The sequence below is a fragment of the Luteibacter sp. UNCMF331Sha3.1 genome (assembly GCF_900109915.1).
Lineage (GTDB): Bacteria > Pseudomonadota > Gammaproteobacteria > Xanthomonadales > Rhodanobacteraceae > Luteibacter.
Map to the genome: position 1 here is coordinate 1,215,855 of NZ_FOBU01000002.1, position 24,001 is coordinate 1,239,855.

Consider the following 24,001-nt stretch of genomic DNA (forward strand, 5'->3'; position numbering starts at 1 on the left):
GCTCAGCTGGGCCAGAGCGCAACGACTGCGCCCCAGAGGATTACAAAGAGGGCTGCATCGGCAAGCCCCGGATGCCACACCCAGGCATAGGCCGACACCATGGCGATGAGTCGTCGCAGCAGCTGGTGGAGCACCGCTGCGACGACGAGCGAGACAAGCGCACCGTGGAGGAATACACCACAGATGTCCCAGTCCCGATTCATCGTTCCACCAGCGCCGCGTGAAGACCCGACCACGAGGTCACCGCACGCCGCCGCACGTCATCGTCGTCGACCCGCAGAATGCTCCGGACAAGCTCGGCGAGCGCAGGAGGACCATCGTCTCTATGGACGTGGTCCGGCCGGGCGCGAACGTGGACCCGGACAGAGGCGAGTGCTCCTTTGCCTGCCTCGTCGAGGTAGCCGGATAGCGGGGCGAGCTCGGCGAGATTGACGCCAACGCGCAGCTCGCGCAGAAGCGCTGAATCGTGTCCGGGCAGTCGCGCCGACTCGAGGAGCAGACGGTCGAGCATCTTCGTGGCGAAGACAAATGTCGGGCCGGGTCGTTCACCGGCCATCTCACGAAGATCGCGGCGCGCAGCCCGATGAATCCGGCGTGCCTGGGTTGTGGCGGAGATGACACGGAAGGTCTGCGTGACCATCAGGGCCACAGACGTGCCAAGGGCCGACGACAGCGCCAGGTTCGAAAAGGTCTCGAGGTCACCCCGATACGCAGGCTGCAGGCCGATGATGGTTGTCGTCACAAGCAACGTTGCGAGCGCCCGCAACGCGTGGCGGGGGATCGCCATGAAAACCGCCGGAATGAAGATGGCCGGCAGCAACACGATGGCGAGCGGCACGAAGCCATCGACGGCGGGGAGGATTGCGAAGACGTACGCAAGTCCGATGGGGATGGAAACCAGCGTCCACACCAGCATGCGTCGCATCAGTGGCGTCGGATCGTCGAAGACCGCGAATAGGGACGTGAGCACGGCGGCAATGCCGATGCCAATGGTCGCAGGCGGCCATTGCACGCTGAGGGCAAGGGCTCCGCAAGTGCAGATGGCAAGAACCGCGTTGAGCGCCGACCAGGCCGCAACCACCGGGTCGCGGTGAAGCGCCAGAGCTTCGGCAGTCGCCTCCAGGGGTGCCTGAGCGAGCCCGTCGCCATCGAGTGCGCGGGCAAGCGCGCATGCATCGTTCAACGTCGCAAGCACCATGCGCAGCCGCTCGAGGTAGCCGGCCAGAAAGACGTCGCCTACCCGCATGTCCGGGCGAGAAGCAGGGGACAGGGCCGCAAGCCGCTCGTCCAGGGCGACAAGCGTCTTGGCATCCGGGTCACGCACCCAGGCTGCCACATCGCCGAAAACGGTCTCTACGGCCGGCGGCAGCGTCAGCAGGGAAGGTGCAAGGCGGCGTACCGAAAGTCCGGCGATATGCGGGACAAGCGTGGCGAACGAGGCGGCAAGGGCGCTGGTTGTCGCAACTCTCGGGCGTCCTCTTGGCGTTTCGAATCCTAACGCTGCGGCCAGCAGGTGCAGATCGATCGCGGCCTGCGCAACGCCTGCAAGTCCTGCAAACGCGCGCCCGGACAGTGCGGCCGTGAGCCCTTGCCGGATGTCCTCCAGCGCTGTCTGCGTCCGGGCGCGGACAGCGCTATAGACACTTCTGGGGAGCAAGAGGCCGTGCGCGAGGGCGGCAAACACAACGCCGATGAGGATTTCTTCCGTGCGGTAGACCGCCGTCGGGAAGATGTTGACCGGGTTGTCGATGACCGGCAAGCCGACCTGCACGGCGCCATAGCCGGCAAGCAGCAGCGCGTAGTTCGCAGGGGAGCGGTCCTGCACCGCAAAAAATACGCAGGCCCCGACCCATAGCGCGAGTGCGAGGATCATCAGTTCCGGCGCGTCGACAAGGTTCGGGATGATGAGCAAGGCGACGGCAAGACCAAGGAGTGTGCCGGCCACGCGGAAGAAGGCCTTAGCCCAGATGGCACCCTCCACTGCGGGCTGGCTGGTCAGCACAACGGTGAGGACTGCCCACCAGGGGTTGGGCAGCTCGAAGCAACACGCCGTCCACAACGCGGCAATGGATGCGATGTAACAATTCAATCCGAACAGGAAGGCGCGTTTGTCCATCAGCGATTGCTTGAAGCGCGCATCGCCTGGACCAGCTTCGACATGCGGCTGTCGAGTCCCTCGCCGATGGCATGCAGCCTGGGATGGTCGAGTGTGGCAAGGGAAGACGAGGGTTGGTCGTAGACGAGGACTGCCTCTCCGCCCGCGACAGGGGCGAGGATGGCAACGCGAAAAGGCACATACAGGGCCGCACGGATGTCGATATCGAGGATACCGTTGGCGGTCTTCGGATTTCCGACGAGGTAAAGGGCGCACTCCTTCGACTGCCCGGAGAGGGAAGTGATGGCACCTTGGTCGACCTTGTGAAATCGCATCAGACCAATATCGCCGGCCACCTTGTCGACATACTCGACAACCTCGCCCCAAGTCGCCTGCTCTCCGACCAGCTTCGCCTCGACCGCCACGTCCCACTCGTCAAGCATCGACTCGAACGCGGCGACGGCAGCTGCGAAGGGAAGGCTCGTTGGCGCGGTGACGCGGGTGATTGAGTGGACTTCTTGCATGGTGATCTCCGTCGTTGGTGCGTTTCTGGACGCCCACCGCACCACACGGCAGACACCGGGGATTTGCTCAGTGGGCGCGGCCGTCGAGCCAGGTCAGCAGGTTGGTGACCGTGTCACCGTAAAAGCGCTCGAGAAGAGCGCGCGTGACATACCCAATGTGGGGTGTGGTGATCAGGGTCCCGGGCGCAGCACGCAGCCGGTCTCCGTGCGGCAGCGGTTCGTCGTCGTAAACATCTACGGCGGCTGCAGCGAGCTGGCCACTCTCCAGGGCATCCCAAAGCGCATCCATGTCAACGATGGCGCTTCGCGACGTATTGACCAAGCGCGATCCTCTCTTCATCAGCTCGAGCTCGCGCCGGCCGACAAGACCCCGGGTGCGGTCACTGAGCTGGACGTGCACCGATAGGAAGTCGGCGCGCGAAAAGAGCTCGTCGCGCGAAACCGCTTCGACGCTTTGGGCAGTGGCGTCCTCGGCGTTCAGGTTCTCGCTCCATGCGATCACTTTCATGCCAACGGCAAGCCCCACGCGGGCAATCTCCCGACCGATGTTGCCGAGGCCAAGAATGCCGAGCGTCGCTCCGTTCAGATCAGCGCCGATAGTCGTCTGCCACCCTCCGGTCTGAACGTTGTTGTGCTCAAGCGGAATATTACGGGCGCAAGCGAAGAGAAGGGCAAGAGTGAGCTCCGCAGTCGGCGTGGAGAAATAGCCCGTGTGCATCACTTCGATGCCGAGCGACCCGGCAATCGGGTCAATCGACGCATTTCTCGGTGCTGTGCTCGCAATCATGCGAAGACGCGGGAGGCGTCGCAGGATCCCTTCGGCGAGCGGCGTGCGCTCGCGCATTACGCAGACGGCGTCGAACGATTCGAGTCGGGCCACCAAAGCGTCCTCGGCCCGTACATTGTCGTGAAAGAACACAACGTCGGCGCGGGCTTCGACGGCGCGCCAGTCGGCCATGTTTCGGGCCTCGGCCTGATAGTCGTCGAGGACAGCGATTTTCAGGCGTGATAGGGGTTCCATGGGTGCTCCGCTGACAAATGTTCTGCCCAGCGTAGGAACGCCACTTTATTTCGCCTAGAACAAATCCGGCGCTTTGGCCGCATTCAACCCGCACATATCAGTTGGGCCTTTGCGACGATGTTTCGAGGCTCGCGGCTCGGCGGCGCCACCGCCCGGGTGACACCCCTTCAACGGCAGTGAACACGCGCGTGAAATGGCTCTGGGTCGCAAAGCCACACAGCAAGGCGATCTCGAGAAGCGGACGGTCCTCAAGACTGAGCAATGCTTTTGCCCGGTCCACGCGACGGTGGAGAAGATACCTATGGGGTGGCATGCCGAGCGTCTGGAGAAACGCTCTCGAGAAATAGCTCTGCGACAGGTTGCACGCGCTGGCGAGCTCGTCGATCGACACCTTTCCATCGAGACCGGCGCTGATGAGCTCGGTTGCAGTCCGCACCTGCCAGGGTGCAAGCCCTGGACGCGTACGGCTGATGTCGCGACACGGTCCGGTGTAATTGCAAATCACGTGCGTATGAAATGCAAGGCACAGGTAGTCGATGAACAGCTGGCTTGCGCTATCGATGTTTTCCAGCGCGGGGAGGGCGGCTTTGGCGAGATTGAAGAGAACGGGATCCACCGCCCCGAGTTCAGGTCGCGCGAGGCTGCCGGTCACAGGCATGCCGGCCTCGTATGCGATGCCCTCGAGGGTGGCGCGCGAAATATAAAAGCGCACGAAGTCGAAGGCAGTGTGGAAGTTACAGAGGGGATCCGTCTGGAAATTAAACAGATACAGCCCGCCGGGGGGAGTGGGACCTCGCCGCTTGACGTATCCGTTAAGGCTGATGTCGGCCGAGAGCATCTCCATGACGGTGATGTTCGCCACATATGAGTCTTCGACGGGAACCGAGCGCGACAGCCCATGCTCCGGGTCGCTACAAGCGACGCGGGAGATGGTGATGGGGGAACGGCAGGGCGTACTCGATGACAGTGTCGGCGCCTGCCGGACCCGAAAGCGATGGGCGATCGCAGCGTTTGACATGGGGATAGGCCACGCCGGACGGTGCCCGGCAGTTGAAATCATCGTCGCGAACCGGGCAAGACGCTGGCTTGCCTGTTTCAATCATTGTGTCGCGATTCAACCCGGTGCGCGTGAAGGGCGCCCCAAGTCGGGACTGCCCCTCGTCCGGCTTACCGTGCCGAGCGCAATGGCGGCCGGCTGGTCGCCACGGCCCGTCCTCGCCGGACGGCGAGGAAGCCTACGATCACCGTCGCAGTAAGAAGCACGGCCTGGGAGACCTTGAATGGCGTCTCCATCCCCGTCGGGGCAATCGCGTGAAGCGCCGGGACTTTGAGAAATGCCTGCGCGATGCCGACGAACACGAGGAAGTATTCGGTCAACAGCAACCCGACGGTATCAGCGTGGCGCCAGCCACCGCGGCGGGCCTTGCCAAACCGGGCGAAAAGCGCGACAGCCAGCACGACGGACGACACGATGCCGACACCGATGGCCGGTGTAAAGCCGTTGAACGGAAAGAAAAAGCCGGTGAGGGTAGTGAGCACTGCCGTGACGAGAAACCAGTTGACGAGGCGGGGCCGTTCTGTGCCTTGCACGAGGGCGGCCACGACACCGAGTCCCAGCAGGAGGGCAATAAGGCTCAAAAGCGTGTGGACGATGGTCAGGGTGTTCAATGCAGTCATGGCGGCTCTTCCGTTCGGGCGTGGCGTGAACACATTGTCAACGCCGGCCCCGGTTCCGGCTTGTCTGGCGCGACACCGATTGTCCAAAACGACCGGCAGGGAGGCGTCGGAAACGGGCTGCCGCGAGCCGATGCTCGACCGTCGCCATAGGTGTTAGCACTCAAATGCATAAGCAAATCGCTTGATTGATGCGCGACGGAGGATGAAAGTATATCCATCATTCAAATGCACCGAGGTGCTCCCGTGTCTGCTGTCATTGATCTCCCTGCCGCACCCGCGCGGCGCATTGGTTCGCGAAAACTCATTGCCGGAGGGGTCATCGGCCTCGCGCTGGTCGGCTACGGGGTCCACTGGTGGACAACGGGTCGCTTCATCCAGGATACGGACGACGCTTATGTCGGCGGTGATACGACGGTGGTCGGGTCCAAGGTCTCCGGCTATATCGAAAAAATCCTCGTGACCGACAATCAGGTTGTCCGTCGGGGTGACCTGCTGGTGCAGATTGACGACCGCGACTACAAGGCGGCTGTTGCCCGGGCGGAAGCATCGGTGGCGGCACAGGAGGCGGCGCTCCATAACCTTGACGCCACGGCTGAACTGCAGCGCAGCGTTATCGCTGAAGCGCAGGCGGGGGTCGCGGCAGCGCGCGCCGAAGCCACGCGCGCAAAGCTCGATGACGCCCGCTACAGCGAGTTGTCCGGTCGTTCTGCGGTATCCATCGAGAGCGCCCAGCGCGCCCGCGCCACCTTTCAGACCGCCCGGGCGGCGACCGACAAGGCGTCGGCGGCTGCGGCCGCGGCAAAGAGCCAGCTCGACGTCATCGACACGCAGCGCGGTCAGGTTCGTGCTGCGCTAGCGTCTGCCACTGCGGAACTCGACCTTGCGCGTTTGAACCTTTCGTACACCCAGCTTCGTGCCCCGATGGATGGCACGATTGGCAATCGCCGGGCCCGCGTGGGCACGTACGCCAACGCGGCGAGCCCCATGCTGGTTGTCGTCCCCGCCCATGGCCTTTGGGTGGACGCCAACTTCAAGGAAGACCAGCTTTCGCGGATGAAAGTCGGCCAAGCGGTCGATGTCCGAGCCGACGTTATGCCGGACCGCCATTTCCGCGGCCACATCGCCTCGCTCGCTCCGGCCACGGGTTCGCAGTTCAGCGTACTGCCGCCGGAGAACGCCACCGGCAACTTCACGAAGATCGTCCAGCGCGTGCCCGTCCGTGTCGTGCTCGACGGCGCCGACGGTGACCTCGGTGTGCTGCGCCCCGGCTTGTCGGTCACGGCGACGGTGGACACCAAACAATGAACGCCATGGCCCACCTCAGCCAGAAGCAAAAGCTCTTTGCCTTCGCGACGATGTGCGTGGGCATGTTCATCGCGCTTCTCGACATCCAGATCGTCGCCGCCTCCCTCCGCGACATCGGCGGTGGCCTGTCGGCTGGTGCCGATGACACCGCCTGGGTGCAGACCAGCTACCTCATCGCCGAGATTGTGGTCATTCCGCTATCGGGCTGGCTGTCGCGCGTGCTGTCCACACGCTGGCTGTTTGCCATCTCCGCCGCCGGTTTTACCCTGACCAGCCTTCTCTGCGGGCTCGCCTGGGACATCCAGAGCATGATCGTGTTCCGCGCGGCGCAGGGCTTCCTCGGTGGGTCGATGATCCCGCTGGTCTTCACTACGGTATTCGTCTTTTTCGAGGGAAAGCAGCGCGTGGTGGCGGCAGCGACGATAGGTGCCCTCGCGTCCCTCGCGCCGACCATTGGTCCTGCGCTCGGCGGCTGGATCACCGACAACTTCTCCTGGCACTGGCTGTTTTTCATCAACCTCATCCCGGGCGTCTTCGTCACCGTTGTCGTGCCCATGCTGGTAAAAATCGACGAGCCGGATTTCTCGCTTCTGAAAACGGGTGACTGGGCGGGTATCGCCCTCATCGCGATGTTCCTCGGCTGCCTTGAATATACGCTCGAAGAAGGCCCGCGCTGGAACTGGCTGGAAGACGATGTCATCCGCACCACGTTTTACATCACGGTGGTTTCCGGTGTGCTCTTCGTCTGGCGTGGGCTGACCGCGGCCCATCCGGTCGTCGACCTCCGGGCACTGAAGGACCGCAATTTCCTCCTTGGCTGCATCTTTTCCTTTGTCACGGGCATCGGTCTCTTCGGCACCATCTACCTGACCCCATTGTTCCTCGGTCGCGTCGAAGGCTACAGCGCGCTGCAGATCGGTCAGGCGGTCTTTTCCACGGGCATCTTCCAGATCCTCTCCATCCCTGTTTACGCCATCCTCGCCAACCGTGTCGACCTTCGCTGGTTGCTCATGTTCGGTCTGGCGCTCTTTGCCATCTCGATGTTCGAGTTCACGCCCATCACCCATGACTGGAGTGGAACGGAACTGCTCTTCCCGCAGGCGCTCCGAGGCATCGCCCAGCAGATGTCGGTGCCGCCCGTCGTCACCCTGACCCTTGGCGCACTTCCGCCGTCCCGTTTGAAGCAGGCATCGGGGCTCTTCAACCTGATGCGGAACCTTGGCGGCGCAATGGGCATTGCGGGCTGTGCCACCGTCCTCAATGACCGTACCAATCTCCACTTCCTTCGCCTGGCCGAACATCTCAATCCGACCAACGAGGCGATGAACAACTTTCTTTCTGGCATCGACCAGGGCGCCGAGACTTCGACGATGGCGCTGCGCAGCCTCTGGCAGCTGACTTACCGCGAGGCCCAGACCATGACCTACTCCGATGCCTTCTTCTCCATCATGGTGTGCTTTGTCATCGCCACGGTTCTCGTGCCGCTGATGCGCAAGGTCGCCGCCCCCACAGGACCCTCCGCCGATGCGCACTAAACTCATTCCCCTCGTGGTTGTCCTTGGCCTTGCCGGTTGCACGGTTGGTCCCGACTACGTCAAACCCGACGTGCAGGCAGCCACGAGCTGGCACAACGAGGCCGATCTCCAGGCAAGAAAGGCCAGCCCCGCACCGGCGCTCGACGAGTGGTGGAAGGGTTTCGATGACCCGGAACTGGTGACCATCGTCTCGCGGGTCCTTGATCAGAATCTCGATCTGGCAGCATCGGCCGCTCGCGTCGACCAGGCCCGGGCAACCGTCGAACACGCCCATGCCGGGCGCCTTCCCCAAGGCTCGGTTGATGGATCGGTGGCGCGGTCGCGTCAGAGCGAGCGAGCACCCATCGGCAAGATAGCCTCGAATTTCCCTGGTTATGACCGCAACCAGACGTTCGAGGAGATCGGCGCTGGTGCAAGCTGGGAGCTTGACCTTGCAGGCGGCCTGCGCAGGGGCGAAGAGGCGGCGCGGGATGAGTTCGCCGCTGCCGAAGCGACGCATGCGGGCGTGCGCGTGTCCCTTGCGGCCGAGGCGGCCGATGCGTACTTCCGGGTGCGCGGTGCCCAGACCCGCATCCGCATCGCTGAAGATCAAATCAAGAATGAGCAAGGTCTCGTCGACCTCGTCAACTTGCGCACGGGCAAGGGGCTTGGCACGGCACGTGAATCGGCCCAGGCCGAAGCGCTTCTCTTGCAAGCCAAGGCAACCATTCCGCCGCTGAGGGCCGAGCTCGACATCCAGCTCAACCGCCTCGACGTGCTCATGGGTGCCGCCCCCGGTACTTATGCCGCGGAAATCCTCGGCGACAAGGGGGTTTTCTCCGTGCCAACCATCGTCGCCGCAGGTGGGCCGGCATCCTTGCTTCGCCGTCGCCCGGACGTCATCGCTGCCGAGCGGACCCTCGCGGCGAGCAATGCAAGGATTGGCGTTGCGCTCGCTGAGTATTATCCGTCGGTGTCGCTCTCCTCGTTGCTCGGCTTTGCCTCCCTCGACACGGGAAAGCTCTTTACCGGTTCGGCGTTGCAACCGCAGGCAGCACTTGGACTGCACTGGCGCCTGTTCGATTTCGGTCGTGTGGACGCGGAGGTCAAGCAGGCCAGGGGTGCCAACGCCGAGGCTCTGGCCAACTACCGGGGTGCGATGCTTAGAGCGACGGAGGACGTCGAAAACGCGATCGTCAGCCTGTCCCAGCTTGAGGCACAGCATGCGATGCTCACAGACGAGGTCAACGCCCATGTGCGTGCACGAGACGCAGCGCAGGATGCCTACACGGGTGGTGCCGTGAGCCTCATCGAAGTGCTCGACGAAGATCGCCAGCTCCTGGCTGCACGTGATCTCCTTGCCCGCGTTCATACCGATGATGCCCGCTCGGCCGTCGCAGCCTTCCGTGCCCTTGGTGGTGGTTGGAATGCGCCGGCAGGGGATTCGGTCGCCGCCGGTCCGTGAGGTGCGCCATGCGCTATCCAAAAGACCAGCGGGAAAAGACCCGAAAGCACATCGTCAGCACGGCAGCGCGGCGCTTTCGCGCCCACGGCCTTGAGGAAGGCATTGCGTCAATCATGCAAGCGGCCGGTCTGACGAACGGCGCCTTCTCGAACCACTTCGCATCCAAGCACGAGCTCATCAAAGCGGCCCTCGACCACGCCATGCAAGAGCGTGTCGACCGGCTCAATGGCCACATCGTCTCGGGGCGGGGAGTCGAGGGACTTTTGCGTGGCTACTTCTCCCGCCACCACCGGGATGGTCCCGCGGACGGATGCGCGACGTCGAGCCTTGCCGGGGAGATTGCCCGGCAGCCGACCGGATTGCGTGAGGCGTTCACGGGCGGTGTGACGGGCTTTGTCGAGCTGCTTGCCCGCCAATGGCCGACGCTCGAATCGCAGGCGGCCCGGCACCGCGCACTGGCCCTCTACGGGCTGATGGCTGGCACCCTGCAGGTGGCCCGAGCCACCGACGACGAGGCGCTCTCACGCGAGGTTCTGGATGCAGGCCTCGCTGCCGCCCTCCGCCTCGCCGAAGACCCGCAGGGCTGAAGGGCACGCGTGCTGCAGGTCGGGGTTAGCGGGGGGGGGCCTGAGCCCGTGCTCCGGTGAAAGCTCCTCGTTCGGCGCTGCGCGACACCTGCGCGATCCTGCATGGCACAGTTTTCGGCAACAGTATTGGTTTCCTGCTATTCGAGGCGGGGGCTCTGGCTTAGGTTTATCGCACCGCCCGCAGCCCTGAGCGCGCATGGTCCCGGCGAGAGCCGATGCCGCGCTTCCCGTTTCAGATCTAATTCCCATTTGGGCCGGGCGGTACTCGCTCCGTGTGCCGGATGCTCGCGGTCGGCCATGCGAACGATGACGAAATCATGTCTTCCCAGCGCGTTTCGAGTCGCCAGCGCCAAGCGTCCGCGGTCAAACCTTTGCCGGAAAATGTCGAATTTCTGCGAATGGACAGCGGAAACACGAGCGAAGATTCAAGACCGTCAGTCGACTTTGACCGCATCGTCGATCCTGCACGAATGACCACCCCGCTTGTCGCCAAGCCGATCTGACTTCAAGGCCACAGCATGACCAGTGATACGACGGGCTACGGCCTCCTGCGGAATCCTCGCCTGAATCGCGGCACGGCGTTCTCGCTCGACGAGCGCCGGCGTCTCGGCCTCGAGGGTCTTCTGCCGCCCGCACCAAGTTCTCTCATGCACCAGGTCGCCCGCATACACATGGAGCTCTCGCACCTGCCGACGGACCTGCTGAAATACCTGTTGCTGTCCGACCTCCAGGCCCGCAATGAGACGCTCTACTACGCCGTCCTGATGTCGGACCCGGCAACGTTCATGCCCGTCGTCTACACCCCCACCGTGGGCGAGGCGTGCCAGAAGTTCGACCACATCTTCCGCGCGGCGCGCGGCGTCTACCTGCCGATCACGGCGCGGGGCAGGATCAGGCAACTGCTCGCACAGTGGCCCGTGGCAGACGTACGTTTCATCGTGGTCACCGACGGCGAGCGCATCCTCGGCCTCGGTGACTTGGGTGTCGGCGGAATGGGCATCCCTATCGGTAAGCTGTCGTTGTATACGGCTTGCGCTGGCGTGCCACCTGAAGTCTGCCTGCCGGTGACTCTCGACGTTGGTACCAACAACGCAGAGCTTCGGGATGATCCGCTCTACCTCGGCCTGCGTCAGGGTCGCGTGCGTGGCGCCGAATACGATGCGTTCATCGACGAGTTCGTCGAGACGGTAGCGGACTTGCATCCGCGCTGCTGCATCCAGTGGGAGGATTTTGCCAACATCAACGCGGTGCCCATCCTTGCGCGCTACCGGGACGCGGTGTGCACCTACAACGACGATATCCAGGGCACGGCAGCCATCGCACTCGCCGGTCTGTATGGCGCCCTTCGCATCACCAACCAATCGCTCGCCGACCAGCGTGTGCTCTTCCTCGGTGCCGGCTCGGCGGCCACCGGCATCGCCGAGCTCATCAGCCAGGCCATGGTGCTCGAAGGCGTTCCCCTTGCCGAGGCGCGTTCCCGAAACATCCTCTTCGACGTCAATGGTCTCGTCATACATTCACGAACGGACGTCGCGCCATTCCAGGCAGTCTTCGCCATTGAACATGCGCCCATCGCGGACTTCGCCGAGGCAGTCCGCGTTCTTCGCCCGACTGCCATCATTGGCGTGAGTACCGTGCCCAAGCTGTTCAACCAGTCGGTGATCGAGGCGATGACCGAGGTCAACCAGCGGCCCATCATCTTTCCGTACTCCAACCCCACGTCGCGCTCGGAGTGCACGGCCGAGGAGGCATATCGTTGGTCGAAGGGCAGGGCGGTGTTTGCCTCCGGCAGCCCGTTCCCACCCGTCACCGTCGAAGGCCAGGAGTTCGTGCCCGGGCAGGGGAACAACGTCTACATCTTTCCCGCCATGGGCATGGCCGTGTATGCGACCGAAGCCACGCGCGTGACCGACGCCATGTTCATCGTCGCCGCCCGAGCCGTCGCGGCACTCGTGACCGACGGTAGCCTTGCCACGGGTCTGATCTACCCGCCGCAAAGTGACATCCTCGAAGCGTCTCTCGAAGTGGCCGCCGCGATAGCCGACCATATCTTCGATCACGGTCTGGCCCGCGTCCCCCGTTTTGCAGACACCAGGGCGGCCATTCGCGAGCGGGCATACCGGCCCGAATACCGGTCGCTGATCTGATGGGGGCCCTGATTGTCAGCGCGTTGGGGCCGATTGTCTTTGTTATCGGTCTTGGATGGCTCGCGGGCGTGCGCGGCTTGATGCCGGAGGGTGCCGGGCCCGCGCTTGCGCGCTTCGTCGTCTACTTTGCCCTTCCCATCAATCTGTTCGTCGCCGCTGCGACCTCGGACCCTGGAAAGCTCTTCCATCCGCTGTTTCTCCTCGCCCTCGGCAGTGGCCTGGTTGGATTGTATGTCGTCGGCTGGCTGGTGAGCCGGTATGTGTTTCGGAGGCGTGGCGCGGAGGCCGCCCTTCAGGCGCTCGCCTGCTCGTTTCCAAACATGGCCTATTGCGGGCCGCCGGTGCTCATCGCCGCGGCAGGTCAGGCGGGCTTGCTCGCGGTCGTCGCCGGCAACCTGTTCGTTTGTCTTATCACGGTGCCGGTCACCCTTGTTGCCATCGCCGGGCACCGGGACGGGGAGGGCCGCGGCGTTGGCGCAGCGCTCGTCCATGCCGTTGGCCAGCCCCTCGTTTTTCTCCCCGTCGCAGGCACGTTCGTATCCGTGCTGGGCTTCCGACTGTCTCCCATCGTCCTTCAGGCTGCCGATGAAATCGGCCGCACGGCAGCGGGTGTGGCGCTCTTTGCCCTTGGCCTCGTGTTGTCCCACACGCGTCCGAGCCTGACCCGCGCCATCGCCACCAACGTTCTTCTCAAGAACGTTCTCCAGCCCGCCCTCATATTTGGTGTCGGATTCGCTGTCGGCCTGCATGGCCCCCTATTGAAGATGGCCTTTCTCACCGGTGTGCTCCCGTCTGCCACCGAGGTGTCCGCTCTCTCGGCCGCGCGCGGCGTGTATGTCCAGGAATCGGCGGCCACTACGCTCGCCAGCACGTTGTTTTCTGTCATCTCGATAACCGTGGGCCTCGCCGTGGCAGCCACGCTCGCGCCATGATTCCTGCTTCGGAACGTTGCGCGACGGTGCGTGCGTCGCGTGCAAGGCGGCGCACGATTTCATGGCTAGTGTGCGCGTGCCGTTCGGCACCCGTAGCGACAGAATGGAGTCAGGCGTCCTTCGCTTTCCGGCACCGCTCCGAGCAATACCGCACCTGCTCCCAGTCGCGTGCCCATTTACGCCGCCAGGTGAACGGTAAGCCACAGCGGACGCAGATCTTCTGTGGCAACTCGGATTTCTTCTTCATGCGAGGCATGGTGCGTCCTCGGTCTGCCGCGAGTGTGCCGACGGCTCATGCATCGGCCACGATCAGCCACGCAGGCGCCCAGCTGTAATCGTAAAGGTGAGTGAACGACTGTACGCGATACCCGGCGTATTCGAGTTCCTTCCGCCACGCCGCGATCGGCTGCTCGAAGTTCGATGGTGTGGTCGTGCGCAGCTGTCCGAGCAGCATCGGCGCCAGGAAGCCACCGGCGACCAGAGGCGCATCGTTGCCATAGTCGCGTGCCGCGTTCTCGTAGCGGTGGGCCATGGACGCCAGCCGATCGCTCTCGCTGTCGAAGACGGGAACGTCGAATTCGACGATGGCGAGCCGCGACACATGGGCGCGCAGTCGCGTGAGCGCGTCGAGGCGTTCATCGGGTGCGATGGACTGAAGCGCGAACGTCGACTGTGCGAGGTCCCAGTGCCGGGCAGGCGTTATGCGGGACAACCAGTCCTGCAGCGTCAGCGGCCATGCATCGCCTGCGGGGAGTTGGGGTCGCAGACGGTCGAGCAGGCCGGACGACGGCTCGACCACATCGACGGACCGTGGTACCCGGCGTGCCCGCTGCAACGCAGGCAAGAGCGCCATGCCGTCCCCTGCGCCGATGTCGAGCAACGCATCCACGCGCGGATCCTCGATCAGCGACGCCAGCGCGGTGCTCACCGCGTCGTAGAGCGCGGGGTTGCCGCCACCCCGAATGAAGACTTCGAACGCCCGGGGAGCGTCGTAGGCGTTGCGTTCGTCGCCGGACAGATTCTCGGCGAGGGCGGCCGCCATCAGCGATCCGGCCTCGCGTGCGGCAGCGAGCGCGGACGTCGCATCGTCATGGGCGGACAATTGGTACAGGGCATCGGCAAGGGCATCGTGCATGGCCGCAATCCTACGCATTGGCCGTGGGCGTGGGGAGTCTGGCGATGGTCTGCCCGATCCGCCATGCCCACGTCACACCCCTGCGACCATCCGGGTCATGGACGAAAGCGGCGGCGTGATGGCACTCTCGTGCTGCAAGCAAAGGGCATCGAACGCGTGATCAACCGCTGGCTCCTCTCCGTGGCCTTCAGCGCGACCCTGGCGATGACAGCCTCGGCAGCGGCCCAGTCTCATGTCACCCCGGTCTCGCTTTTCCAGATGCAGCACACCGTGGTGCAGCCCGGAGGCGCGCCGGTTGGCGCCATTCTGAGCCTCGTCCAGGACTCGGACGGCTTCCTCTGGTTGACGACCTTCAAGGGCCGGCTGCTGCGTTTCGACGGGGAATCCCTGAGCGAGCCGTTCGCCACGCAGCTCAAGCCGCACGAGAACCCGGTCACCATCCTGCTCGGTCCGAAGGGCGAGAGCCGGGACATGTGGATCGGCCATCGCCGGAATGGCATCACGCATATCGTCGACGGCGTCGCCACGCACTATGACGGGGGTGCCTTGCCGAAGGGGTCCGTGCAGGTCCTTCAGCGCGACAGGAACGGTCTGATCTGGGCCATGACGCCGTCCGGCGTCGCGCGGTTCGTCGACGGGCGGTGGCAGGCACTGCCCGCATCGTTCGGCCCGGCGCCACGGCACCTCACGTATTTCACGATCGACGCCGCGACTGGCGATGTGTTCTACGAAGACACGGGTCAGGGCGTGATGGTGTCGCGGCAGGGTAGCCAGCGCTTCGTACCGGCGCAGCGCAGGGAGATGCTGCATGCGGATGCCGGCCTCCCGGCGAGCGTGCCGTGGACACTGCCGACGGACGGCGAAGCGGTCATGCGCGCGGTCTCGGACGGTTCGCTCTGGTACGCGCCTGAAACCGGTCTCGATCGCTATCGCTGGTCGGGAACGCCTCATGGGGTCGCGCCCGACATCCGGGAACGCATGACCTTCGCGGACGGTCTGTCGAGCACGCAGGTCTACGCGATCCTCGAAGACCGGGAAGGCGATGTCTGGCTCGGCACGACGCGCGGCCTGGACCGTTTCCGGAAGACGCACGTGACGCCTCTCGTGTTTCCCGAGCCGGTCGAGTTCCCGGCCATGGCGGCATTGCCCGACGGCTCGGTCTGGATCACCACCATGACGCGCGCACCGGCCCGTTACGCGGACGGAAAGCTCGAGACCGTGGAGGCGGTGGGCGACGGCATCTCCGCCGTCACGGCACTCGCCGATGGATCGTTGTTGTTCGCCGGCCGGCGCGGCCTGCAACGTTGGCGAGCGGGAAAGCTGACCTCGCTTCCCGTGCCCGCTTCGTTCATGCCGGTCGGTGCGCGTTTCCGACAGGTGCTGGAAGACCGGGACCGGACGCTGTGGGTCGTGCTCGCGGGCTCTGGCCTCTATCACGTCGATGGCGATACGTGGACGGCGGTGGGTGCGCGCGAGGGACTTCCGTCGGATGTGCCGACCCTTCTGCGCCAGCTTCCCGATGGCGGCATCGGCGTGGCGTATCCGGATGCCGGTCTTTATGAGATACGGCACGGCACGGTGCGACGCCTGCTTGGGTCTGGCGCCGCGTTCGGCGCACCGACCGCCTGGCTGCCGGAAGCACAGGGCATGTGGATCGGCGGTAGCCGCGGTCTCGTCCACGCGGGACCGAAAGGGCTGAACACGCTGCATCGTCCCGATGGCGGCGCCTATCTGGCCGTGAGCGGACTCGTGCGCGACGACGACGGCGCGCTGTGGATCTTCCATCAGGACGGCATCGATTGGCTGACCGCAGCGGACGCGGAAAAGGCCGCCAGGGGGCAGCCTGCGACCGCTACGCGCCACATCGATCTGGTCGAGGGACTCGGCGAGAACGCGGCCGGTATCATTCCGGTGTCGTCGCTGCTGAAAGATGCCTCGGGCCGGCTGTGGGCGGCGGGCAATACGGGTGTCGGCTACCTCGACCCGCGCCATGTCGCGTTCAATGCCGTACGTCCGAAGGTTTTCGTCGACGCTCTGGCCACCGACAGGAAGGTCGGGCCGGCTGTCGATGGCGCGGTGGTGCCGGCGCTGACGCACGGCCTCCGTATCGACTACACCGCGGCGATGTTGCGCTGGCCTGAGCGAGCGCGGTTCGAGTACCGACTCGTCGGTGTCGACGACGGATGGCAGCATGCCGGAAGCCGGCGCAGCGCGTACTACACCAATCTCTCCCCGGGTGACTACACGTTTCACGTGCGTGCCTTCAACGAAGACGGCGTGCAGAGCGCGAGCGATGCGGTATACCGTTTTCACGTCGCGCCGATGTGGTACCAGACGTGGATGTTCGACGTCGGGCTCGTCGTCGTGTCGTTGCTTCTTGTCGCCGTGGCGTACGTGCTCCGCGTGCGCGTCGTGACGCAGCGCCTCCGCATCCGTACGGCCGAGCGCGAGCGTATCGCGCGCGACCTGCACGACACGCTGCTGCAGGGCTTCCAGGGCCTCGTCTTGCGTTTCCAGGTCATTCGCAAGCATGCCGGGAGCGACAAGGCGCGCGACATGATCGATCGCGCCCTGGCACGCGCGGACGAGGTGCTGGTGCAGGGGCGGGAGAAGGTGGCCGCCGTGCGCCGTGCCGACGCACACACCATCGACGACGGCGATCTCGTGCGGGCACTCGAAGCCGTCGGCGAGGAGCGCTCCGACCTGCACCCCGCCACCTACGCGGTCAGGCAGCAGGGCACGGCGCGCCCGCTTTCGGCGGCCGTCTACGACGATGTCGTCGCGATCGCCCGTGAGGCCGTGCTCAACGCGCTGCAGCATGCGTCCGCCTCGCGCGTCACCGCTGATGTCGTTTATAGCCGGGGCATGCTCGAATTGCGGGTCGCCGACAACGGCAGCGGATTCGACGTCGGTCTGGAGCGCGAGGGCCACTGGGGTATACGCGGCATGCGCGAGCGGGCTCGTCTGATCGGCGCGCAGCTCGACCTGCGATCCATGCCCGGCGAAGGCAGCGAGGTCGTCCTCCGCGTGAAGGCGTCGCGCGCGTACCGCTAGCGCCGGGGCGGCACGTCGACCTCCACCAGCAGCGGCATGGCGGGCAGCGCCGGCGTGAAGTGCCCCTGCCTGCACCGGCTCGGCGTATCGCCGAAGAGTCGACGAAACACGTTGCTCATGTGGGACTGGTCACAGAAGCCACACATCAGGGCTACCTCGCACAGCGGCGTGTCGGTGTGGCGGATGAGGTCGATCGCACGCTCGACGCGCAGCCGCTTGATGTAGGCATGCGTAGGCACGCCGAACGTGGCCTTGAAAGCGCGGGAGAGATAGCTGGTACTCAGCCCGGCGACGCGGGCGATCTCGTTCAACGTCAGCGTTTTTTCGAGATGGGTGCGTATGAACGTGATGATCGCCGTTCGCGCGCGCGGCGGGAGCAGGGGCGGCGGCGTCCTGTTCCGGCGGATGGCATCGTGCACGCCGAGGATGGCCGCGGCGCGAAGGATGCGGCTTCTGACCAAGGCAGGATCGCGCCCGATGTCGTCGAGCGTTTCGAGCAGTAGCTGCCGAGCGCGTCGAAGGTCCGATGGCGTAGGGGGGACCGGCGTGAGCAGGTCGTCGTCGACACGGGCGTTCACGCTCGGCGCCGCCTCCATTCGGAAGGGGTGCATCCGGCGAATCGCTTGAACGTGCGTGCGAAGTGCGATCCATCCGCGAAGCCGCAGGAGTCCGCGACCTCGTCGAGGGAGCGGTCGCTGCCATCGAGGAACTGCTGTGCGCGCCTGACGCGCATGTCGAGCTGCCACTGGTAGGGCGCCATGCCCGTCGACAGTTTGAATGCGCGGCTGAAATGCGCGGCGGACAGTCCCGCGGTCGCAGCGAGTTCGGCGAGGTCCACCCGGTGCGGAAGCCGGTCGTGCATGAACTGCGTCACCCGCCGCAGCTGCCACGGGGCGAGTCCGCTCTTCGGTGCATCCACGGGTTTATCCGGGCGCATCAGGCACGCCACGAGGCTGGACACGAGGCCGTCACCATACAGCTGGACGGAAGGGTCGTCGTTGTCCACCACCTCGCTCAGAAGCTTCAGGATCGTCGCGATGCGCTCGTCGCCCATGCGGATCCGGGGCGCGGCGAGCGCGCTCGCACGGAACACGTCGCCGAAGCGGCGCTCCAGTACCTCTACGTCGAACGCGACCGTCGCGTCCTTCATGTACACGATGTGATCGCTGTGGCCCCACAGATCCATGCCGGCGGGTACCAGCGTCATGTGGCGCGGTTTGTACTCGACGGTGCAGGGATCGTCGGCGCGTAGCCGCGGCTCGGCGCGGCTGTTGCCAGACTCTTCCAGCAGGGCGGAAAGACGCGTCTCGTTTTCGTAGCAAAGGTGGTAGCTCACGCGGCCCGTGCTGCGCTGTTCGTGCACGTCCAGTCGCGCACCGTGCCAGTGGCGGCTTTTCATCTCCAGGGCGACGACGTTTTCCGGTAGCGGTAGCAGACGACCGATGCGGTTCTGAGCGGAATGTTCCATATGTCTAGGGTAAGGATGCCGGCTCACGCGACATCCCCTTGCAGGGGGAGGTGCGCCCGCCGCGCACGCGTCGCGCTGTCGCGCGTTCGGTGCAAATCCGTGTGTCGCTTTCCTATCGCGCCATGTCGCCCGCGAGCGATGGTGCAAGCCCCACAGTGAGGAAGCATGCAATGACTGGAAAACTCGACGGAAAGACGGCCGTGATCACCGGTGGCACCACCGGCATCGGACTCGCGACCGCGAAGCGTTTCGCGGCTGAGGGTGCGCGGGTGTTCATCACCGGCCGGCGCGAGGCCGAACTCGCGGCGGCGGTGTCCGCCATACCCGGTTCCAAGGGCATCCGCGGCGATTCGTCCAGCGAGGCGGACCTCGCGCGCGTATTCGCGGAAGTTCGCGCGATGGCGGGCAGGATCGACGTGCTCTTCGTGAACGCGGGCGGCGGCACCATGCTGCCATTGGGCGGGATCACCGAGGCGCATTACCGGGATACGTTCGACCGCAATGTGCTCGGCACCATCCTGACGGTGCAGGCGGCACTTCCGCTGCTGGTGGCGGGCTCGTCGGTGATCGTCACGGGCTCGATCGCGTCCATCACGGGCACGGCGGCTTTCAGCGTCTACTCCGCGTCCAAGGCGGCCATTCGTGCGCTGGTCCGTAGCTGGGTGCTCGATACCAAGGACCTCGGCATTCGCATCAACGTGCTGAGCCCCGGGACGACGCGCACGCCTGGTCTTGTCGAGCTCGCCGGCGACGACCCGGTTCAGCAGCAGGGCCTGCTGGATTACCTCGCCAGCCTCGTGCCCATGGGCCGCGTGGCCGATCCGACGGAAATCGCCAATGCCGCGCTGTTCCTTGCGTCCGACGAGTCCAGCTTCGTCAATGGCGCGGAGCTCTTCGTGGATGGCGGTCAGGCGCAGGTATGAACGAAGGGGCCGGCATCGCTGCCGGCCCCTTACCAGCCTCTGGCCGAACAGCGTGACCGAGGTGCGGTCGGCGTGGCCGTCGGAGGGGGTGACATGTGAGGCGTTGCCCGCGATGCCCAGGGGCGCGAGCGAGCGATCCGCGTCGCCGGTGGCCCCCGGCGATGGTGACAAGCGCCGGGCGCATGGCATCTCACTCGCTTTCGGAGGTCGGGACGGTCGGTGAGAAGCCGCCGCCCCTGACGACAGGATCGTCTTTCAGGGCGCCACGCTGTTGAGAAAAACGGTGGTCGTCGCGATCTTTCCGTCGACGATGGTCAGGATGTCCTCACCGGCGATCTTTCCCGGCTGCGAGGCGGGCCCGAACGTCCACGTCACGCGCACCGCGCTGTTCTGAATGGTCGCCGTACCCGTCTGGCGGAAGACGAAGCCCTTGTTCGCGGCCTGAAGCTTACCGACGAGCGTGTTGAGTTCCGCCTTGCCGGTGATCAGCCCCTCCGGGTCGTTGAACACCGTGTCGTCGGTGTAATAGCGATCGATGATCCTGGCGCGGCTTGCGGCGTCGGTATCGTTGAGCATCCCGACGTAGTTGCTGACCAGCGCGTCGACCGTCGCACGGTCGAGCGACGCGAGCGAAGGATGCGCGCGCCACAAATGGACGCCCGCCGCTTCGCCCGCCTGTCCTTTGGGGTAGCTCACCAGCTCCAACTTCGAGCCCCACGGCGTCAGGAAATAGACCCACGCGTTGCCGGCCGTGGCGCCCTGCGTCATGCGGATGGGATCGGTGAGCACCCTGATCCCCTTGCTACGCAGCGCGGCGACCGCCTTGTCGATGTCGTCGGTGTAGAGCGCGACATGCGACGCACCGATGTCGTCGTAGTAAGGCTGTTCGCGCGAAGCATGCGGGGATTCGTACTGGAACAGCTCGATGTTCGCGCCGTCGCCCGCACGCAACATGCGGATCGCCTTGACCTTCGTATCGTCGTGCATGTGAAAGGTTTTCCTGAAGGCGGCATCGACCGGAACGTCGCGCATGTCGGTGACCGGCTGAAAGCCGAACATCTCGGTGAAGAACCGGCTGGCCGCCGCGACATCAGGAACGTTGATGCCTACATGGTCGATGCCGACGACGTCGACGACCGGTGCGCTGGCGGGTTTCGCATCCAGGGCGAGGGCAGTGGCCGGCGCGAGCGGAAGCAGCGCGGCTGCGATGGCAACTAGCGGGAGGTTGATTTTCATGATCGGGCTCGCAAGAAGGGAGGATCCCACGCGACGTCTCGCACCACGGGAGGGCGCGAGTCGGATCGCCGGGTTATCGATGCTTCATTGTTCCCGAATCATTCCTGTCGACAAGGAAGGTTTCTGCGCTTTCGGACTGATCGTGCGCTTTTCTCAGAGCTCGATGATGCCGCGCTTCAGGCCGATCGCCACCGCATGGGTCCGATCGTGCGCGCGCAGCTTCGCGAAGATGCTTTTCATGTGTGCCTTCACCGTTTCCTCGCCGATGCCGAGAGCCGTCGCGATGTCGCGGTTGACGGCACCGGTAGCCGCCCTGGCCAGCACTTCCGTCTCGCGTGCGGTGAGCTCGTCGCCCGAGACGTGGTTCGCGATCTCGTGGGCGATCTCGGGCGGAATGCGGCGCTTGCCCTCCATGATGTGAGCGATGGTGGCGAGCATGTCGAGGCGCACTTCGCTCTTGAGCAGGTAGCCCTGGGCACCGGCCCGGATCGCGCGTATCGCCTGCATGTCCCCACGGTATGTCGTCAGCACCAGGATGCGCGCCTCCGGATCGATGCGGCGGATGGCTTCGATCGCCGCGATGCCGCCCATGCCGGGCATCTGCAGATCCATCAGCGTGAGGTCGGGTCGCACTTCCCGAAAGCGTGCCACCGCTTCCTCGCCGGTCGCCGCTTCGCCAACGACCTCGAAGCCGGGCTCGTCGTCCAGCACGGCGGCGATGCCCTCGCGCAACAGCTGGTGATCGTCGACGGTCATGACGCGGATGATGGGCATGCGGCGGTCTCGCGTTGGCTCCGCCCTAGTATCGCCGCGGGGGCGACGCGCTACCAGATGCGGACACGTGCCTCCGGCGCGAGATACAGGGCGTCGCCGGGTTTCACGCCGAACGCGTCGTACCACGCGTCGACGTTCCGCACCTCGAAGGCCCGCTGGTGACCGGGCGCATGCACGTTGAGCAGCTGCGCGCGGAGTCGCGCGTCGTTGTACCGGGCCCTCTGCTCCATGGCATAGGCGATGAAGAAGCGTTGTTCGCCCGTAAGCTCGTCGACGACGGGCAGGTCATGCCCGGCTCCGGTGGCGAGAAACGCATCATGCGCGATGACGAGGCCACCAAGATCGGCGGCGTTCTCTCCCAGGGTGAGCTTGCCGTCGATCGTCAGCCCGGGTGCCGCTTCGTAGTCGTCGTACTGCCGCCTGAGCGCGTCCGTGCGCGCGACGAATGCGGTGCGCACCGCGGCGGGCCACCAGGGGCGCCTCAGGCCGTTCTCGTCGAAGGTGCTGCCACCCGGATCGAATTGGTGGGTCAGCTCGTGGCCGATGGTCGCACCGATCCGGCCGTAGATGTCGGCGGCGTCGTATGCGGGGTCGAAGATCGGCGGCTGGAGATAGGCCGCGGGAAAGAACAGCACGAGGCGGCCATTGTCCGCGCAGGCGTTGACGGTCGAGGGGTAGAGGCACGTCCACTCGCGGCGATCGACAGGGCGATCGAGTTGCGCGAGCTTCGTTGTCCAGGCCCACTCGTGTCCGCGGACCACGTTGCCGAACACGTCGCGGGCATCGAACGAGAGGCCCTCGTAGCGGTGCCACGCCTGCGGATAGCCGACTTCGATGGCCACGTTCTTCAACTTCACGAGCGCGCGCTGGCGTGTCGCTTCGTCCATCCATGCTTCGGATGCAAGGCGCCGGCTGAACGCCTGCTTGATCCGCACGACCAGATCCTCGACCTGGGCCTTGCTCTGCGGAGGAAAGTAACGCGCCGCGTATACGGCCTCGATGTCGTCGGGAATGAACTCGTGAACGAGGCCGATGGCACGCTCCGCCCGCGATTTCTGGGCGACCGTGCCGCGCAGCACGCCTTCGTCGAACGCGAACGCCGCGTCGGCTACCGGCGACGGAAGGTACGGTGCGTAAGTGTCCAGGAAGCGCACCACGAGATAGGCGCGAAGCGTCTCGACAGGGGTCTCGACGAAGGCCTTCATGGCGGCGGTGAAGACGTCGGGGTCGTCGATACGCATGGCTCGCCCCGGTGGCCAGCCCAGTGTCCCGATCACGCGCGCCCATGGCATGCCGGGCATTCTCCGTTCGAGGTCACGCACCGACACCTGATCGAACACACCGCCATCGGCTTCGGAGGGCCGGGGCGTGGCGAGGCGCGTCTCGAACGCCAGGACCGACGCCGCGAGGCGGTCCGCGTCGCTCACGCCTGCAAAGGACAACAGCTGACGCACGTAAGCCCGGTACGCCCGGGCGATGGCGGGGCCACCGGCCGCACCGGGCAGGTAGCGACCGCGATCGCGCATCCCGAGTCCGCCGCCCGACCAGTGAAGCGCCCGGTGTCCTGGGTGGCGATCGTCGTCGTCGGGACCGCCGTCGAACAGCGTGTCGACACCCATGCGCGTCAGGCGCGCCATCGCCACGGCGGCTTCGTCACGGGTGACGATGCGCCCGATCGCGGCGAGGGTCGGGGCCGCGGGCGTCATGCCGCGTGCCTCGATCGCCCTCTCGTCCATGAAGCTTCGGTACAAGGCCCCCGCGCGCGACGTCGGGTCCGCCGCGGCGTCGCGAAGGATCTCGAGCAGGTGTCCGACCGACGTGGCACGCGCCGCGGCGTTGCCGTAAGTCACGCCGGCGTCGGGAGATACGGTTGTGCGCCGCTCCCAGGTGCCGTTGGCATAGAGATAGAAATCGTCGCCCGGTCGGATGGACCGGTCCATGCCGGTGTTATCGAACGACGATGCGGACGCCGCGGTGACGACGGTCAGCGCGAGAGCGGAGAGAAACCTTAAGATCACAGCGCATCCATCAGGGGCGAGACGTCCAGCCCACGATGCGATCAAGGACGGTGCGCTCGCCACGGCGAGAGTGGGTCGGCTTCGGGAACGGAGCGACCTTGGAGCCGCTCATTGTTCCCGTTCCGT

General features: G+C 65.2%; 22 protein-coding genes. 9 read left to right on the forward strand and 13 right to left on the reverse strand.

Annotated features, from left to right (window positions below; genetic code table 11):
* Nucleotides 1–2 precede the first annotated feature (2 nt).
* The 6 genes from BMX32_RS13915 to BMX32_RS13940 all read right to left on the reverse strand — a co-directional run bounded on the left by BMX32_RS13915 (nucleotide 3) and on the right by BMX32_RS13940 (nucleotide 5,317).
* On the reverse strand, nucleotides 3–203 hold the full coding sequence (locus tag BMX32_RS13915) for a DUF1656 domain-containing protein (protein ID WP_089979630.1): 201 nt from the start codon (nucleotides 201–203) through the stop codon (nucleotides 3–5).
* Entirely contained in the window at nucleotides 200–2,116 is a 1,917-nt protein-coding gene (locus tag BMX32_RS13920) for an FUSC family protein (RefSeq protein WP_089979632.1), read from the reverse strand. Before BMX32_RS13920 ends, BMX32_RS13915 begins: the two co-directional genes overlap by 4 nt.
* Nucleotides 2,116–2,619: a DUF302 domain-containing protein gene (locus BMX32_RS13925; protein ID WP_089979634.1), complete on the reverse strand. Its 504-nt coding sequence runs from the start codon at nucleotides 2,617–2,619 to the stop codon at nucleotides 2,116–2,118. The genes BMX32_RS13920 and BMX32_RS13925 overlap by 1 nt, the downstream gene beginning before the upstream one ends.
* Before the next feature lie 67 nt (nucleotides 2,620–2,686).
* Nucleotides 2,687–3,640 (reverse strand): D-2-hydroxyacid dehydrogenase family protein, encoded by a 954-nt coding sequence (locus tag BMX32_RS13930; RefSeq protein WP_089979636.1) that lies wholly within the window; start codon nucleotides 3,638–3,640, stop codon nucleotides 2,687–2,689.
* A 97-nt stretch (nucleotides 3,641–3,737) separates the two neighbouring features.
* A complete protein-coding gene (locus tag BMX32_RS13935; RefSeq protein WP_170843663.1) occupies nucleotides 3,738–4,502 on the reverse strand; it encodes a helix-turn-helix domain-containing protein in 765 nt (254 codons plus the stop codon).
* Nucleotides 4,503–4,807: 305 nt separating this feature from the next.
* Entirely contained in the window at nucleotides 4,808–5,317 is a 510-nt protein-coding gene (locus BMX32_RS13940) for a hypothetical protein (RefSeq protein ID WP_089979639.1), read from the reverse strand.
* 243 nt (nucleotides 5,318–5,560) lie between these two features.
* Here BMX32_RS13940 and BMX32_RS13945 point away from each other — a divergent pair, with 243 nt between their 5' ends.
* From BMX32_RS13945 to BMX32_RS13970, 7 genes are all read left to right on the forward strand, one after another.
* Nucleotides 5,561–6,622 carry an HlyD family secretion protein gene (locus BMX32_RS13945; RefSeq protein WP_244511529.1) on the forward strand — a complete coding sequence of 354 codons (1,062 nt, stop codon included), beginning with the start codon at nucleotides 5,561–5,563 and terminating at the stop codon, nucleotides 6,620–6,622.
* On the forward strand, nucleotides 6,619–8,157 hold the full coding sequence (locus BMX32_RS13950; protein ID WP_089979643.1) for a DHA2 family efflux MFS transporter permease subunit: 1,539 nt from the start codon (nucleotides 6,619–6,621) through the stop codon (nucleotides 8,155–8,157). Before BMX32_RS13945 ends, BMX32_RS13950 begins: the two co-directional genes overlap by 4 nt.
* Nucleotides 8,147–9,601 carry an efflux transporter outer membrane subunit gene (locus BMX32_RS13955; protein WP_089979644.1) on the forward strand — a complete coding sequence of 485 codons (1,455 nt, stop codon included), beginning with the start codon at nucleotides 8,147–8,149 and terminating at the stop codon, nucleotides 9,599–9,601. Before BMX32_RS13950 ends, BMX32_RS13955 begins: the two co-directional genes overlap by 11 nt.
* An 8-nt stretch (nucleotides 9,602–9,609) precedes the next feature.
* On the forward strand, nucleotides 9,610–10,188 hold the full coding sequence (locus BMX32_RS13960; protein ID WP_089979646.1) for a TetR/AcrR family transcriptional regulator: 579 nt from the start codon (nucleotides 9,610–9,612) through the stop codon (nucleotides 10,186–10,188).
* 317 nt (nucleotides 10,189–10,505) lie between these two features.
* Nucleotides 10,506–10,691, forward strand: a complete 186-nt coding sequence (locus BMX32_RS18490; RefSeq protein ID WP_139206745.1) for a hypothetical protein — start codon at nucleotides 10,506–10,508, stop codon at nucleotides 10,689–10,691.
* A 15-nt stretch (nucleotides 10,692–10,706) separates the two neighbouring features.
* Nucleotides 10,707–12,335, forward strand: coding sequence for an NAD-dependent malic enzyme (locus BMX32_RS13965; RefSeq protein ID WP_089979647.1), 1,629 nt, complete (start codon nucleotides 10,707–10,709; stop codon nucleotides 12,333–12,335).
* Nucleotides 12,335–13,267 carry an AEC family transporter gene (locus BMX32_RS13970; RefSeq protein WP_089979649.1) on the forward strand — a complete coding sequence of 311 codons (933 nt, stop codon included), beginning with the start codon at nucleotides 12,335–12,337 and terminating at the stop codon, nucleotides 13,265–13,267. The genes BMX32_RS13965 and BMX32_RS13970 overlap by 1 nt, the downstream gene beginning before the upstream one ends.
* 109 nt (nucleotides 13,268–13,376) lie before the next feature.
* Here BMX32_RS13970 and BMX32_RS13975 read toward each other — a convergent pair whose 3' ends face one another.
* Both BMX32_RS13975 and BMX32_RS13980 read right to left on the reverse strand, forming a co-directional pair.
* Entirely contained in the window at nucleotides 13,377–13,514 is a 138-nt protein-coding gene (locus tag BMX32_RS13975; protein WP_211664225.1) for a DUF2256 domain-containing protein, read from the reverse strand.
* Nucleotides 13,515–13,559: 45 nt separating this feature from the next.
* The gene (locus BMX32_RS13980) at nucleotides 13,560–14,402 is read right to left on the reverse strand and encodes a class I SAM-dependent methyltransferase (protein ID WP_244511530.1); all 843 of its coding nucleotides are present in this window, start codon (nucleotides 14,400–14,402) and stop codon (nucleotides 13,560–13,562) included.
* A 129-nt stretch (nucleotides 14,403–14,531) separates the two neighbouring features.
* Between BMX32_RS13980 and BMX32_RS13985 the strand changes: the two genes are divergently transcribed.
* A complete protein-coding gene (locus tag BMX32_RS13985; protein ID WP_170843664.1) occupies nucleotides 14,532–17,456 on the forward strand; it encodes a sensor histidine kinase in 2,925 nt (974 codons plus the stop codon).
* On the opposite strand, the gene BMX32_RS13990 is transcribed toward BMX32_RS13985, so the two are convergent.
* The gene (locus tag BMX32_RS13990) at nucleotides 17,453–18,034 is read right to left on the reverse strand and encodes a helix-turn-helix domain-containing protein (RefSeq protein WP_170843665.1); all 582 of its coding nucleotides are present in this window, start codon (nucleotides 18,032–18,034) and stop codon (nucleotides 17,453–17,455) included. The two genes, BMX32_RS13985 and BMX32_RS13990, sit on opposite strands and share 4 nt — an antisense overlap.
* Nucleotides 18,031–18,924 carry an AraC family transcriptional regulator gene (locus BMX32_RS13995; RefSeq protein ID WP_211664226.1) on the reverse strand — a complete coding sequence of 298 codons (894 nt, stop codon included), beginning with the start codon at nucleotides 18,922–18,924 and terminating at the stop codon, nucleotides 18,031–18,033. Before BMX32_RS13995 ends, BMX32_RS13990 begins: the two co-directional genes overlap by 4 nt.
* A gap of 170 nt (nucleotides 18,925–19,094) precedes the next feature.
* On the opposite strand from BMX32_RS13995, the gene BMX32_RS14000 reads away from it, so the two are divergent.
* Nucleotides 19,095–19,847: an SDR family NAD(P)-dependent oxidoreductase gene (locus BMX32_RS14000; RefSeq protein WP_089979656.1), complete on the forward strand. Its 753-nt coding sequence runs from the start codon at nucleotides 19,095–19,097 to the stop codon at nucleotides 19,845–19,847.
* Nucleotides 19,848–20,102: 255 nt separating this feature from the next.
* Here BMX32_RS14000 and BMX32_RS14005 read toward each other — a convergent pair whose 3' ends face one another.
* The 3 genes from BMX32_RS14005 to BMX32_RS14015 form a co-directional block, all read right to left on the reverse strand.
* On the reverse strand, nucleotides 20,103–21,083 hold the full coding sequence (locus BMX32_RS14005; protein ID WP_089979658.1) for a VOC family protein: 981 nt from the start codon (nucleotides 21,081–21,083) through the stop codon (nucleotides 20,103–20,105).
* 153 nt (nucleotides 21,084–21,236) lie between these two features.
* Complete coding sequence (locus BMX32_RS14010; protein ID WP_089979659.1) at nucleotides 21,237–21,857, reverse strand: response regulator transcription factor; 621 nt, start codon at nucleotides 21,855–21,857, stop codon at nucleotides 21,237–21,239.
* Nucleotides 21,858–21,907: 50 nt separating this feature from the next.
* Complete coding sequence (locus BMX32_RS14015) at nucleotides 21,908–23,875, reverse strand: M13 family metallopeptidase (protein WP_089979661.1); 1,968 nt, start codon at nucleotides 23,873–23,875, stop codon at nucleotides 21,908–21,910.
* Nucleotides 23,876–24,001 lie beyond the last annotated feature (126 nt).